Below are 13,905 nucleotides of genomic sequence, written 5' to 3' on the forward strand. Positions count from 1 at the left end.
CTCTCGGCCAGAGGCTTGGCGTAGTCTGCTTACACCGGCCGCCGCCTGTATGAATCCCTTACCCTTGTGCGTACCCCAATTCTCTCTCGCACAGACACCACCCGCAACACCCACACGGGTAGAGACCACTCGCATTACCCCACCACTCCCCTTGCACCGCAACAAGACCGGGCAACACTCACCGCGCGACCGCCTCCGACCCCGCCCCACCCATCACCACTTCGTCGCCGCCCGCCCGAACCCCAACCCAGACGGCGCCCGGATCAGCGACGCACCCCTGACCCACCACCCACCACTCCCTCGCCGCTTCTTTGCTGCGCGCCTGAACATCGACCGTCAACCAGCCGAGCCCCGCCAGCGCATTTGAACCGGGCAGCGACCTGCGGTGGTTCTTCTTCAACGCCCCCTAGGCCAGCGCGGCGGCGACCTCGTCGAGGCGGGCTTCTCGGGAGGCCTTGACGAGTACCACGTCCCCGCCGGTGAGGCATCCGCGCAGCCAGTCGACGGCCGCTTCGTTGTCGGCCAGCGCCACCGCCCGCTCCCCCGCGCCCTCCGCGATCGGCCAGGCGTCCTCGCCCACGGCGACCACCAGGTCGGCCCGCGACACCGCGTACGCCCCGATCGCCCGGTGCTCGGCCTCGCTCTCGTCGCCGAGTTCGAGCATCCCGCCGAGGACCGCGATGCGGCGCCCGCCCTCGATCGCGGCCAGCGCGTCCAAGGCGGCGCGGGCCGAATCGGGGTTGGCGTTGTACGAGTCGTTGAGCAGCGTCACCCCGCCGGGGAGGTCGCACCTCTCCATGCGCCACTTGGACAGTGAGGCGGTGGCGAGCGCCGCCGCGGCCTTCTCCAGGGGCACGCCGGCCGCCAGTCCCGCCGCTACGGCCGCCGCGGCGTTGAGCGCCTGGTGGGCGCCCACGAGCGGCAGCGCGACCGCAGCCGAGGCGTCGGCGGTCCGCAGTGTGAACGACGGCCGGCCGAACCGGTCCAGCGTCAGGTCGAGCACCCGCACGTCGGCGTGCTCCGCCGAGCCGAAGGTCAGCACCGGGCCGTCGGTGAGCGCCCGCATGGCGACCACGCCGGGATCGTCGGCGTTGAGGACGGCGGTGCCGCCGTGGGCCAGGCCCTCCACGATCTCGCCCTTGGCCTTCGCGATGGCCCCGCGCGTGCCGAAATAGGTGAGGTGGGCCTGGCCGACGTTGAGGACGACGGCGACGTCGGGCGCGACCAGGTCGGTGAGCGCGGCGATGTCGCCGACGCGGCGGGCGCCCATCTCGAGCACGAGGAACCGGGTGTCGGCGTCGGCGCGCAGCATCGTGATCGGCACGCCGAGTTCGTTGTTGAACGAGCCGGGCGCGGCGATCGTCGGCGCGGCGCTCGACAGCACGGCCGCAAGCAGGTCCTTGGTGCTGGTCTTGCCTTGGGAGCCGGTCACTCCGACGACGGTGAGCCGGTCGCGGAGCCGGGCCGCGACGTGGGCGGCGAGGGTCTGGAGTGCGCATTGGGCGTCCGCGACGACGACGGTGGGCAGCGCCGTGGGCCGGGAGCCGAGTACGGCGACCGCGCCGGCCCGGCCGGCCTGGGCGGCGAAGTCGTGGCCGTCGGCCTGCTCGCCGGCGAACGCGACGAAGAGGCCCCCGGGCGCCGCCCGGCGGCCGTCGAGCACGGCGGGCGCGGTGACCGTCACGGCGGTCGCTTCGAGGACGGCGCTCTCGGCGTTGCCCCCCGCGACGGCGCCTCCGACGATCGCGGCGATCTCTTCCAGGCGCAGCGGGATCACGTCGAGGCTCCGCGGCTGCTGGTGGTCGGTTCGCTGTGGTTCATGGCGACAGTCAACGCGGCCGGGCATATCGGCGGCATATCGAAAAACCCATACGGTGCGACAACGCCGCACCGCCTTGACTGTGCGGCATGACCGACAGCGACCCGGTGGGGATCACGATCTACGGATGCGGCGAGGACGAGGCCGCCCTGTTCCGGGCGATGGCGCCCCGCTTCGGGGTGGTGCCGACCATCACCGAGGCGCCGGTGTCCGAGGCCAACGTCGACCTGGCCCTGGGCAACCGGTGCGTCAGCGTCGGGCACAAGACCCGGGTGGCGAACGGCACGCTGCGAGCGCTCGGCCGCGGCGGCGTCGCGTACGTCTCCACGAGGAGCGTCGGCTTCAACCACGTCAACGTGCAGTACGCGGAGAGCGTCGGCATCGCCGTGGGGAACGTCGCCTATTCGCCCGACAGCGTCGCCGACTACACGCTCATGCTGATGCTCATGGCGATCCGCCACGCGAAGTCCACAGTGCTGCGTACGGAGGTCCACGACTACCGGCTGCACGAGGCGCGCGGGAGGGAGCTGCGCGACCTCACCGTGGGCGTGGTCGGGACGGGGCGCATCGGCGCGGCGGTCGTGGACCGGTTGCGGGGCTTCGGATGCCGGATCCTCGCGTGCGACCGGAACCCCCGGACCGGCGCCGACCACGTGCCGCTCGACGAGCTGCTTCGCCTGAGCGACATCGTCACGCTCCACACGCCGCTCAACGCGACGACGCACCATCTGCTCGACCGCGGGCGCATCGACCGGATGAAGCCCGGCGCGCTCGTCGTCAACACCGGGCGCGGCGCGCTCATCGACACCGAGGCGCTCGTCCCGGCCCTGGAGAGCGGCCGGCTGGGCGGCGCGGCGCTGGACGTCCTCGAAGGGGAGGAGGGCGTCTTCTACGCCGACCGCAGGAACGAGCCCATCGAGAGCAAGCCGCTCCTGCGGCTCCAGGAGATGGCGAACGTGCTCGTCAGCCCGCACAGCGCCTACTACACCGACCACGCCCTGACGGACACGGTCGAGAACTCCATCATCAACTGCCTCGAATTCGAAAGCGGGAAACAGCATGGGTAAGACGCACGTCGGCATCGTCTTCGGGGGCTGCTCGGAGGAGCACCCCGTCTCCGTCAAGTCGGCCCGGGAGGTCGCGCGGAGCATCGACACCGCGAAGTACGAGCCGTTCTACCTCGGCATCACCGAGAGCGGCGTGTGGCGGCTCTGCGACGGTCCCGACGAGGGCTGGGAGCTCCGCGGCCGACCGGCCGTGCTGTCGCCGGACCGGTACACGCCGGGCCTGCTGGTCCTGGAGGACGGGAAGTACGAGGTCGTCAGGCTGGACGTCGTGCTGCCGGTCCTGCACGGCACGCTCGGCGAGGACGGCGCGATCCAGGGCCTGCTGGAGCTCTCCGGCCTCCCCTACGCGGGCTGCGACGTGCAGAGTTCGGTGCTGTGCATGGACAAGTCCCTGACCTACGCCGTCGTGCGGGGCGCGGGCATCGCCACGCCGGACTTCCTCACGGTCGGCCCCGACGAGAAGGTCGACGCCGACGAGCTCGCCTACCCCGTCTTCGTGAAACCGGCCCGCTCGGGCTCCTCGTTCGGCGTCACCAAGGTGTCGCACAAGGAGGAGCTGCAGGGAGCGGTGGAGGAGGCGAGGCGGTACGACGCGAAGGTGCTCGTGGAGGAGGCGGTCGACGGCGGTGAGATCGGATGCGCCGTGCTGGGCGACGATCCGGACCTGTTCGTCGGCGAGGTCGACCGGGTCGCGCTCTCCCACGGCTTCTTCAGGATCCATCAGGAGGCCGCGCCCGAGAGCGGGTCCGAGAACTCGACGTTCATCGTCCCGGCCGACATCCCGGAGGCCTCGCGCGCGCTCGTGCAGGAGACGGCCAAGGCGGTCTACCGCGCCCTGGGGTGCAGGGGGCTGTCGCGGGTCGACTTGTTCCTCAAGGAGGATGGGACCGTGGTCTTGAACGAAGTGAACACGTTGCCCGGGCTGACCTCGTACAGCCGCTATCCGAGGATGATGGCGGCCGCGGGGCTGGGGCTCACCGGGCTGATCGACAGGATGGTGTCGCTGGCTTTGGCGGGGGCGCGCCGATGAGGGACGGCTTCGCCTTCGTGGACGAGCTCGTGCCCGGCATCCGCTGGGACGCCAAATACGCCACCTGGGACAACTTCACCGGCAGACCGGTCGACGGCTATCTGGCGAACCGCGTCGTCGGCACGAGGGCCCTGTGCGCGGCCCTCGAGAAGGTGCGGGAGAAGGCGGCGTCGCAGGATCTCGGGCTGCTGCTGTGGGACGGGTACCGGCCGCAGCGCGCGGTCGACGACTTCATGCGGTGGTCGCGGCTGCCCGAGGACGGCCGGACGAAGGAGCGGCACTACCCGAACATCGACCGGGGCGAGATGTTCGCGAAGGGCTATGTGATCGCCAAGTCGGGCCACAGCCGCGGCAGCACCGTCGACCTGACGCTCTACCGCCTCGACACCGGCGAACTCGTGGACATGGGCGGCGGCCACGACCTGATGGACGCGGTCTCGCACCACGGGGCCGAGGGCGTCACCGGGGCCGAGGCGGAGCACCGCCGGAGGCTGCGCTCCATCATGGAGGGCTGCGGTTTCGCCGCGTACGAGAACGAGTGGTGGCACTACACGTTGGAGGACGAGCCGCACCCGGACACGTACTTCGACTTCCCGATCCGGTAGGCGCGGATGCGGATACGACCGGCGCGCACCGACGACGCCGCCGCCGTCGGCGAGCTGCTGGGCCAGTTGGGCTACCCCCAGAACGGGCCGGAGCCGGCCGCGGCCCGGATCGAGTCGTGGGGCGGGGACCCGTCCGGAGCGGTCTTCGTGGCCGAGGCGGACGGCGCCGTCCTCGGCGTCGTCGCGGTCCACACCTGCCCGTTCTTCGAGCGCGCCGGCTCCTGGGGCCGGATCGTGGCCCTGGTCGTCGCCGACGGCGCGCGCGGCCGGGGCGTCGGCGGCCGGCTCGTCGCGGAGGCGGAGTCGTTCGCCGCGAGCCGCGGATGCGTGCGCATGGAGGTCACCAGCGCCGACCGGCGCCGCGGCGCGCACGGGTTCTACGAGCGCCGCGGCTACCGCGACCAGGCGGGGACCTCGTCGCGGTTCCTACGCGACCTTCAGGGGTAGCCGGACCTCGACGCGGAGCCCGCCCTCGGGGCGGGCCGCGAGGGCGAGGGTGCCGTCGTGCGCGCCGACGATGCTCTTGACGATCGCCAGGCCCAGGCCGACGCCGGGGTGGTCGCTGCGGATGCGCCGGGTGCCGCGCTGGAACGGCTCGGTGAGCGTGGAGACCAGGTGCGGCGTGAGCATCGGGCCGGTGTTCTCGACCGTGAACACGACATGGCCGGAGTGCACCGCGGTCGCGACCCGCACGGTGCCCCCGTCGTCCAGGTTGTGGACGATCGCGTTGTGCACCAGGTTGGTGGCCATCTGGAGCAGCAGCGCGTGCGAGCCGTCGGCGGCGGCGACGTCTCCGGAGACGGTGATCGCCGCGCCGCGCCGCTCCGCGAGGGGCAGGAGCGTCTCGGCGGCCTCCTCGGCCACCAGGGACAAGTCCACGCGCTCCCTGGTGAAGGTCCGCTGATCGCTGCGGCTCATCAGGAGCAGCGCCTCGGTGAGCTCGATCGCCCGGGCGTTGACGAGGTACAGGCGGTCGAGGAGCTCGTCGTCGCGGCGGGCCGGGTCGCTGCGGGCCACGTCGAGCATCGTCTGCGAGATGGCGAGCGGGGTGCGCAGCTCGTGCGAGGCGTTGGCCGCGAACCGCTGCTGCTCGGCGACGTGCGCGTCGAGCCGTTCGAGCATGGCGTCGAAGGCGTCGGCGAGCTCGCGGAACTCGTCGTTGCGGCCCTCCATCCGGATCCGGTGGGAGAGCGAGCCGCCCGTCGCGAGCCGGGCCGCGGCCGCGATGCGGTTGAGCGGGGCGAGCATCCGCCCGGCGAGGAACCAACCGCCCGCGAGCCCGAGGACCAGCAGGAGCCCCAGGGCCGCACCGGCTTTCGGATAGAACGCCTCCCACAGGTCCAGCCGGCCGGGGATGAAGAATCCGGGGCCGCGCATCCCGTTCTCGTCGAGGCCGCCGCGCAGCGAGATCGCCTCCCTGGGCGCGTAGCGCAGCAGGAACACCCAGACGATCACCAGCAGCAGGGCGCCGGCGACCATGAGGAACCCGGCGTAGCTGAGGGCGAGTTTGAGGCGGGCGCTCATGCCTGGCTCCCTAACCACGGTCGGCTCCGTCGCCGTCGACCTCGATGCGGTAGCCGACGCCGGGCACGGTGGCGATGAGCCAGGGTTCGCCGAGCCGCTTGCGCAGCGCCGAGACGGTGATGCGCACGGCGTTGGTGAACGGGTCGGCGTTCTCGTCCCACGCCCGCTCCAGCAGCTCCTCGGCGCTGATGACCCCGCCCTCGGCGGCGACGAGGACTTCGAGCACGGCGAACTGCTTCCGGGTCAGCGCGATGTAGCGCCCGTCCCGGTAGACCTCGCGGCGGAACGGGTCCAGCCGCAGGCCCGCGATCTCGCGCACGGGCGGGCGGTGGTGCGCGCGCCTGCGGTCGAGCGCCCTGAGCCTGAGCACGAGTTCGCGCAGCGCGAAGGGCTTGGTGAGGTAGTCGTCGGCGCCGAGTTCGAACCCGGAGGCCTTGTCGTCCAGGCGGTCGGCGGCGGTGAGCATCAGGATCGGCATGCCGGTGCCGGCGGCGACGATGTGCTCGGCGATCTCGTCGCCGGAGGGCCCGGGTATGTCGCGGTCGAGGACGGCGATGTCGTAGGCGTTGACGCTGAGCATCTCCAGCGCGGTGTCGCCGTCGCCGGCGATGTCGGCCGCGATCGCCTCCAGGCGCAGTCCGTCCCGGATCGCCTCCGCCAGATAGGGCTCGTCCTCCACGACCAGTACGCGCATGGGTGCCATGGTACGAGCCGGGGCATATCGCCGGCATATGGAAACCCGCATACGCGCTGGTAACGCCGCATTTCCTTGACTGGCCGCATGAGTCAAGCAGCAGCAGCACGAACCACCCGCCGGATCCGGGGCGGCATCAACGCGGGCCTGCTGGCCGTCATCGCACCGATCGCCAAGGCCCTCGGCTACCGGCTGCTCCGCATCCGCCAGCGCACCGGACTGGGCCCGGACGACGGCGCGGTCCCCTACCGCACGACGGTCTTCGACGACGACGTCCCGGCCGTGGGCAACCTCGATCCGGCGTTCCTGGACGCGCTGCGCCGGGCGGCCTCGGACGCGGCGGGCGACGGCGTCGCGTTCACCGTCAACGGCGGCTGGCGCTCCCCGGAGTACCAGCACCGCCTGCGCCGCAAGGCGGTCGCCGAGTACGGCTCGGAGGAGGAGGCCGCCCGCTGGGTGTCCACCCCCGCGACGTCGCCGCACGTGTCGGGGGACGCGATCGACGTCGGGCGCGCCGAGGCGCAGGCGTGGCTGTCCGAGCACGGCGCCGCCTACGGGCTGTGCCAGATCTTCCGCAACGAGCCCTGGCACTACGAGCTGCGGCCCGAGGCCGTCGAAGGCGGCTGCCCGCCGATGTACCCCGACCCGAGCCGCGATCCGAGGATGCGGCGGTGACCGGGGGCGCCGCGGCGGCGCCCCCGGCCCGCCGGGCTACTCGACCCGCTTGAGGTCGGTCAGCATCCGCACCGCGCCCAGGCCCCACATCTCGTCCCAGACGCTGGAGTAGACGCCGGGCTTCTCGGAGTCCTCGGAGGGCCAGTTGGTCCAGACCGCGTTGCTCGCCTGCGACCACGCGCCGTTGTACCAGATGGGGATCGCCGGGAGGTCCCGCAGCGAGATCAACTCGAGCTGGGCGATGAGCTCGGGGTAGCGCGGGTCGTCGGTCGGGACGGTCGCCAGCTCCTGCGTCAGCTCCCAGGCGTCCTCGCTCTCCCAGCGGGAGAAGTTGCTGCTCTGGATCTCACCGACCGGCAGCTCGAACAGGTACCGGAAGTGGCTCCACGGGGAGTTGGTGATGCGGCTGTAGTTGTTGACGAGCAGGTCGAACTGGCCGTTGCCGCGGGCGGCGTCGACCTCGGCGGCGTCGATGAACTCCTCGGTGACGTTGATGCCCACGTCGCGCAGGCCGCGGGCGATCGACTGCGCGGCCTCCTCCCAGTCGGTCCAGCCGGCGGGGACGACGAGCGTCAGCTCGACCTTCTCGCCGTCGAGGGTCTCGACGAAGCCGTCGCCGTCCTCGTCGGTGTACCCGGCCTCGCTCAGGATCGTGATCGCCTGGGCCGGTTCGAACGCGAATCCGTACTCGCCGAGCGCGCCGGCGTCGATGTAGCGCTCCCAAATCGGCAGCAGACCGGTCGGGTTCGCCTCGCCGACCACGCTCCCGTAGACGGAGTCGACGATCTCGCCCGGGCTGATCGCGAACGCCATGGCCCGGCGGAACTCGGGGTCGTCGAGGGGCTTGCGCGTGGTGTTCGGGATGAGCATCGCCGTGTTCGCGGCGGCCATGAACGGCGGCTTGTCGTAGTAGGTGCTCAGTTCCGGTTCGCCGGAGAGGAAGTCGGAGATGCCGGGCAGGAAGTTGTTGGCCAGGTCCAGGCTGCCGTCCATGAGCATGTTGAGGGTGTCGGCGTTGCCGGGGGTCACGAGGTCGACGATGAACCGGGGCTGCACTTCGAGTCCGAGCGCCTCGGTGGCCCACCAGCCGTCCCGCTTGACCCAGGCGATGCGCTGCTCGTCGAAGCTGTGCACCTCGTAGGGTCCCGAGACCACCGGCGCGGGGTCGAGCGTCCCGTTGAGCAGCTCGTCCTCGGTGTACGCGGAGAAGACGTGCTTGGGCACGATCTCGTTGGTGTAGAGGAAGTTGTCCCATTCCTGGTGGCGGGCTTCGCTGAAGTAGCACCTGAGGGTCAGGTCGTCGAGGACCTCGACCGATTCGAGCCAGTCCCACACGCTCCCGTAGGGCACGCCGTCGACCTTGCCGAGCTCGAGGGTGAACGCGACGTCCTCGGCGGTCAGCGGCTTGCCGTCGCTCCACTCGATGCCGCCGCGCAGGGTCAGCTCGAACTCGCGGGCGCCGGTCCATCCTCCGGACTCGGCCAGCCAGGGGGTGAGCTGCTGCTCTTCGGTGTCGAACAGGAAGAGGTACTCGTAGCCCAGGCCGTTGAGGCCGGTGACCTGCCCCGTCGAGATCGTGTTGAAGTCGCCGGGCGGACCCCAGGCCGTGCCGGTCGTGTACAGGGTCTCGCCGCGGGGGAACTCGTCGATCGACAGGTCGCTCGCGTCACCGCCGCCCCCGGTGGCTTCCCCGTCGGTGCACGCCGCCGCCGCCAGGGCCGCCGTGGCGGCGATGGCGGGCAGATTTCGCCTCTTGGTCATTTCGGAACTGCTTTCGGTATGAGGGATGACCTGTCCTGCCGCTGATCGATGTCGATGCACGAATGCCGCAAGTGGTGACAATCCATTCGCATCAATGACGGCAGGTGAGGAGCAGGTCATTTCAAGCAAATTACGCGCATCCCGAGTTGCGGTCGCGAGTCGGCCGGAGCGGCCCGATCGGGAGCGCTCCGGACGGCCGGTGCGCGAGGCCGGGCACGTGGGTGGGGTCGCCTCCGCATCGGAGTCCGCGGCCTTGCGGTGCCTTCAAGTTATCGCAGTTCGCAGCCCGGCATCGACCCGCTTTCCGACATATTTCGCGGCTTTCGGGAGCGCGATCGCACGAATTGCGTATACAACTGTGGAATCGCTCTCACGAATAGGTCGTATTTCGATATGAAATCGATATCTATGAAACTCTCGACGTTTCGCGAAACGGGTTCCTATCGGAGCGGGTCGTGCGCGAAGGCGGCCATGCCTTCGGCGAAGCCGGTCTCGGCGCGAAAACCCAGGACGTAGTCGGCGAGTTCGGGCGAGGCGACGATGTGGCGGACGTCGCCGTACCGGTACTCGCCGGTGACGACGGGCTCCGGGGCGTCCTCGAACCCGGCGGCGAGGGCGCGGGCCATCTCGCCGACGGTGTGCGGTTCGCCGCTGGCGATGTTGCAGGCGCCGCGGAACGAGCCGTCGAGGGCGAGGAGGTTGGCGCGGGCGACGTCGCGGACGTGGACGAAGTCGCGGGTCTGGGCGCCGTCCTCGAACACGCGGGGGGCCTTCCCGGACTCCAGGGCGCTGCGGAAGATGCTGGCGACGCCCGCGTAGGGGGTGTCGCGGGGCATCCGCGGACCGTAGACGTTGTGGTAGCGCAGGGCGCAGACGCCGACGCCGGATTCGCGGCCGTACAGGAACGACAGGTGCTCGGTGTGGACCTTGGTGGCGGCGTAGACGTTTCGCGGATCGAACGGGGTCTCCTCGTCCACGGGAGCCCAGGAGACCTCGACGGTGCAGCGGGGGCAGCGCGGTTCGAACTCCCCTCTGGCACGGGCCTCTTCGCCCCGCTGCGCGACGTGGATGACGCCGTGCTCGGGGCAGCGGTAGCGGCCCTCGCCGTAGACGACCATGGAGGAGGCCACGACGAGGCGCCCGGCGAAGGAGCGCCGCCACAGGGCCCGCAGCAGGTTCGCCGTACCGCCGTCGTTGTCGGCGACATAGTCGGTCACGTCGTCGAAGTCGACGCCCAGGCCCACGCGCGCGGCCTGGTGGCAGACCGCGTCGACGCCTTCGACCGCGCGCCGCAGGACGCTCTCGTCGCGGAGGTCGCCGACGATGAACTCGACCGAGTCCGGGAGGTGGTCGGGCGGGCCCTCATGGGCCGCAAGGGAGTCGAGGACCACCACGTCGTCGCCGCGGGCGCAGAGCTGCTCGACGATGTGGCCGCCGATGAACCCGGCGCCGCCGGTCACCAGTACACGCATGGAATTGCCTTTCTCTCGGTCACCACTGCACGCGCAGTGCGGCGGCGAGGACGACGGCCACGGCCAGCTGGAGGCCGAGCCAGGCGCGCGGACGGCTCAGCGCGCATCCGGCGAGGAGCAGCAGCGGCATGAACGGCTGCCAGATCCGCTCGGTCTCGGAGGAGGACATGCCCGAGAGGTCCGCGACGGCGACGGCCGCGAGGCACGAGCCGACGACTATCCACATGCGACGTTCGCGGAGCCGGGCGAGTGCGACCGCGGTCGCCGGTCCGAGCGCGAGCGCCAATACCGCGAGATTCGCCAGCAGGAAGTACCAGTACCCGCGGAACGCGGCCACTCCCGCGTAATAGCGCACGCGCGTGGTCTGGAGCCCTTCGAGCCACCAGTAGCCCCACAGCAACGGCGCGAGCACCACCGCGGCCGCCAGAGCGCCGCCGCCCAGCAGCGCGGCCCAGCGCCGCCGCCAGAGCGCCACGACCAGCACCGGCAGGGCCAGCAGCGCGGCGGAGAACGACAGCATGAGGGCCGCGCCCGCGAGCAGGCCGCCCGCGACCGCCAGCACCGCGGCCCGGGCGCCGGTGCGGCTCGTCGCCAGGATCAGGCAGGCGACGGCCGCGAGCGTGACGCCCGCGAAGATCAGGTCGGCGGTGTTCTGCCAGAACGCGGCCGGCGCGACGACCAGGAACGGCGCGGCCCTGCGCGCGAGCCGCTCCCCCGCGACGTCGCGCGCGATCACCAGCGCGGCCGCCACCGCGGCGGCGACCGCGAGCTTGATGAGGGCGTTCTGGAACAGGAGCCCTTCGAGGCCGATCCGGGCGGCGCCCCAGAAGAACAGGACCAGGCCGGGCGGGTGCGACTGGAGGTGCACCGGGTAGACGCCTTCGAGCTGGAGACCGGTGTAGCCCTGGAGGAACGGCCCGAAGCCGCCCGCGTCGTCCACGAAATGGGCGTTGCTCGCGTAGTGGTGGTCGAGGTCGGTCCAGGTCCGGGGGTGGGAGTGCGCGAAGGCCAGCGCGAGGCTGAAGGCGACGGCGGCGAGAGCGGTCGCGAGGACCGCGTACCGCCACCGCCAGCGCGCGGCGATCACCGGCAGGACAACGATGACCAAGGCGCCCACGATGATCGGAGCGAACAGGTACGACTCGACGTGCCATTCCCAGCTGCCGAACAAGGGCATCGCGCCCAGCTGCATGCGCCCGGTGGCGTTCGCGAGCTTGTGCTGGCCGAGGAACCAGACCGCGACCAGGAGCAGCGCCCAGGCGGCGAGGACGGCGGCGGCCTGGACGGCCGGGCGGCGCACGGTCACCGGCGCCCCGCGGCGGGCAGCCGCACGGTGAAGCGGCAGCCGCCCGCGGCGTTGGCCACGGCGAGCGACCCGGCGTGCGCCTCGATGAGGCCGCGGCTGATGGCCAGGCCGAGGCCGCCGCCGCGGTCGTCGCGCTGGCGGGCCTCGTCGCCGCGGAAGGCGATGTCGAAGACGCGCGGCAGGTCGGCTTCGGGGATGCCGCCGCACTGGTCCTCGATGTGGAGGACGGCGGCGCCGTCGGCCGCACCGGCCCGGACGGCCACGGTGCCGCCGGCGGGGGTGTGGCGGATGGCGTTGTCGAGCAGGTTGTCCAGGGCCCGGCAGCACTCGCGCGCGGACACCTCGATGGGCGGGAGCGCGCCGAGGCGCTCGATCACCTTGACGCCCTTGAGGTCGGCGGCGGCGCTGGCCCCGGCGAGGGCGTCGGCGACCGCGTCGCACAGGTCGACCTTCTCGCGGCCGAGGCGCAGCGAGCCGCTGTTGATGCGGGACAGTTCGAACAGGTCGTCCACGAGGGCGGTGAGGCGTTCGGCGTCGGTGCGGATCTGGGAGTGGTAGCGCTTGACGGCGGCGTCGTCGTCCACCATGCCGTCGTCCAGGGCCTCGGCCATCGCGCGGATGGTCGCAAGCGGCGCGCGCAGGTCGTGCGAGACCCAGGCGATGAGTTCGCGCCGTGAGGATTCGAGGGCCCGCTCGCGCCGCTGGGACTCCTCGAGCCGGCGGGAGACGTCGGCGAGTCCGCCCGCGAGCGCGGCCAGTTCGCCGGGGCCGGTGACCGCGGGGGCGCGTTCGGCGGCGACGTGCCCGTCGCTGCCGACCATGGTGCGGGCGTAGGCGCCGACCTGCTCGGCGCCGGCGCCGATGTCGTCGCCGAGCTGCCAGGCGGCGCCGAACGCGACGCCGGAGGCGACGATGAGGACGACGAAGAGCAGCACGAGGTCGTGGAAGGAGATGAACATGGCCAGCGCGGCGGTCACGACGCCGGTGGCCGTGACCAGGACCGAGGAGAGGGCGACGGTCATGGTCTGGACGCGGGCGGGGCGGCTGCGCAGGCGCCGCAGCGCGAGGCCGCCGACGCCGCCGGCCACCGCGGAGGCGACGGCGGCGGTGGCCACCAGGATCGCGATGTCGCGGGGCGGGAAGTCGAAGGCGACCGCGAGCGCGGTGGCCGCCCCGAGCGCGGTCGCGAGGATCAGCAGCGAGCCGATGCGGCGGCGACTGCGGCGGGCCGTCACGGCTCCCACCGGTATCCGACGCCGCGCACGGTCGCCAGGTGGCGGGGCGCGGAGGCGTCGTCCTCGATCTTCTCGCGCAGGCGGCGGACGTGGACGGTGACGGTGGAGGTGTCGCCGATGCTCCAGCCCCACACCGTCTCCAGGAGCTCTTCGCGGCGGAAGGCCCGCCCGGGGTTGGAGAGGAAGCACACGAGCAGGTCGTACTCCTTCGTGGTCAGTCCGAGCGGTTCGCCCTTGCGGCGGACCTGGTGGGCGACGGTGTCGATCTCGACGCCGCCGCCGGCGAGGACCGCGGCGGGCGCGGTCTCGGGCGAGGCGCGGCGCAGGACCGCCCGGACGCGGGCGGCGAGCTCGCGCGGGGAGAACGGCTTGGTCACGTAGTCGTCGGCGCCGAGGTCGAGGCCGGCGATGCGGTCGTTCTCCTCGCCGCGCGCGGTCAGCATGACCACGGGGATCGCGGTGGCCCGGCGCAGGCGGCGGCAGACCTCGAAGCCGTCCATGCCCGGCATCATCAGGTCGAGGACGACGAGGTCGGGCAGGGTCGACAGGGCCCGTGCGAGGCCGGTGGCCCCGTCGGCGGCGTAGTCGACCTCGAAGCCTTCGCGCCGCAGGTAGCGTGCGACGACCTCCGCGAGCGCGGGGTCGTCGTCGACGACCAGCACGCGCGGGTCGGCTTCTGAGCTCATGGGAATACCTTGACCGATCGCGGCCGCCGCC

14 protein-coding genes are annotated in these 13,905 nt (G+C 71.9%); 5 read left to right on the plus strand and 9 right to left on the minus strand.

Annotated features, from left to right (window positions below):
• Positions 1–178 precede the first annotated feature (178 nt).
• Both BLQ63_RS28875 and BLQ63_RS14315 read right to left on the minus strand, forming a co-directional pair.
• Positions 179–400 carry a hypothetical protein gene (locus tag BLQ63_RS28875; RefSeq protein ID WP_218125265.1) on the minus strand — a complete coding sequence of 74 codons (222 nt, stop codon included), beginning with the start codon at positions 398–400 and terminating at the stop codon, positions 179–181.
• Between the two features lie 6 nt (positions 401–406).
• A complete protein-coding gene (locus BLQ63_RS14315) occupies positions 407–1,777 on the minus strand; it encodes a UDP-N-acetylmuramoyl-tripeptide--D-alanyl-D-alanine ligase (RefSeq protein WP_091036023.1) in 1,371 nt (456 codons plus the stop codon).
• 131 nt (positions 1,778–1,908) lie between these two features.
• Here BLQ63_RS14315 and BLQ63_RS14320 point away from each other — a divergent pair, with 131 nt between their 5' ends.
• From BLQ63_RS14320 to BLQ63_RS14335, 4 genes are read left to right on the plus strand one after another with little or no spacing between them, the layout of a single operon-like run.
• Positions 1,909–2,886, plus strand: a complete 978-nt coding sequence (locus tag BLQ63_RS14320; protein ID WP_218125267.1) for a D-isomer specific 2-hydroxyacid dehydrogenase family protein — start codon at positions 1,909–1,911, stop codon at positions 2,884–2,886.
• Entirely contained in the window at positions 2,879–3,916 is a 1,038-nt protein-coding gene (gene vanA / locus BLQ63_RS14325; RefSeq protein ID WP_091036027.1) for a D-alanine--(R)-lactate ligase, read from the plus strand. Before BLQ63_RS14320 ends, vanA begins: the two co-directional genes overlap by 8 nt.
• A complete protein-coding gene (gene vanX, locus BLQ63_RS14330) occupies positions 3,913–4,521 on the plus strand; it encodes a D-Ala-D-Ala dipeptidase VanX (protein WP_091036032.1) in 609 nt (202 codons plus the stop codon). The genes vanA and vanX overlap by 4 nt, the downstream gene beginning before the upstream one ends.
• A 6-nt stretch (positions 4,522–4,527) precedes the next feature.
• Positions 4,528–4,968 (plus strand): GNAT family N-acetyltransferase, encoded by a 441-nt coding sequence (locus tag BLQ63_RS14335; RefSeq protein ID WP_091036037.1) that lies wholly within the window; start codon positions 4,528–4,530, stop codon positions 4,966–4,968.
• Here BLQ63_RS14335 and BLQ63_RS14340 read toward each other — a convergent pair.
• Both BLQ63_RS14340 and BLQ63_RS14345 read right to left on the minus strand, forming a co-directional pair.
• Positions 4,948–6,063, minus strand: a complete 1,116-nt coding sequence (locus BLQ63_RS14340) for an ATP-binding protein (RefSeq protein ID WP_091036041.1) — start codon at positions 6,061–6,063, stop codon at positions 4,948–4,950. The two genes, BLQ63_RS14335 and BLQ63_RS14340, sit on opposite strands and share 21 nt — an antisense overlap.
• Positions 6,056–6,739: a response regulator transcription factor gene (locus BLQ63_RS14345; protein WP_091036044.1), complete on the minus strand. Its 684-nt coding sequence runs from the start codon at positions 6,737–6,739 to the stop codon at positions 6,056–6,058. Before BLQ63_RS14345 ends, BLQ63_RS14340 begins: the two co-directional genes overlap by 8 nt.
• An 87-nt stretch (positions 6,740–6,826) precedes the next feature.
• On the opposite strand from BLQ63_RS14345, the gene BLQ63_RS14350 reads away from it, so the two are divergent.
• Positions 6,827–7,414 (plus strand): M15 family metallopeptidase, encoded by a 588-nt coding sequence (locus tag BLQ63_RS14350; RefSeq protein ID WP_091036049.1) that lies wholly within the window; start codon positions 6,827–6,829, stop codon positions 7,412–7,414.
• 36 nt (positions 7,415–7,450) lie between these two features.
• Here BLQ63_RS14350 and BLQ63_RS14355 read toward each other — a convergent pair whose 3' ends face one another.
• The 5 genes from BLQ63_RS14355 to BLQ63_RS14375 form a co-directional block, all read right to left on the minus strand.
• Positions 7,451–9,175, minus strand: a complete 1,725-nt coding sequence (locus BLQ63_RS14355) for an ABC transporter substrate-binding protein (RefSeq protein ID WP_091036052.1) — start codon at positions 9,173–9,175, stop codon at positions 7,451–7,453.
• Between the two features lie 440 nt (positions 9,176–9,615).
• Entirely contained in the window at positions 9,616–10,647 is a 1,032-nt protein-coding gene (locus BLQ63_RS14360) for an NAD-dependent epimerase/dehydratase family protein (protein WP_091036055.1), read from the minus strand.
• 19 nt (positions 10,648–10,666) lie between these two features.
• A complete protein-coding gene (locus tag BLQ63_RS14365) occupies positions 10,667–11,953 on the minus strand; it encodes a hypothetical protein (protein ID WP_091036059.1) in 1,287 nt (428 codons plus the stop codon).
• The gene (locus BLQ63_RS14370) at positions 11,950–13,197 is read right to left on the minus strand and encodes a sensor histidine kinase (RefSeq protein ID WP_218125268.1); all 1,248 of its coding nucleotides are present in this window, start codon (positions 13,195–13,197) and stop codon (positions 11,950–11,952) included. Before BLQ63_RS14370 ends, BLQ63_RS14365 begins: the two co-directional genes overlap by 4 nt.
• Entirely contained in the window at positions 13,185–13,874 is a 690-nt protein-coding gene (locus BLQ63_RS14375; RefSeq protein WP_091036064.1) for a response regulator transcription factor, read from the minus strand. Before BLQ63_RS14375 ends, BLQ63_RS14370 begins: the two co-directional genes overlap by 13 nt.
• Positions 13,875–13,905 lie beyond the last annotated feature (31 nt).

It is taken from the genome of Glycomyces harbinensis, from assembly GCF_900101745.1.
Taxonomy (GTDB): domain Bacteria; phylum Actinomycetota; class Actinomycetes; order Mycobacteriales; family Micromonosporaceae; genus Glycomyces; species Glycomyces harbinensis.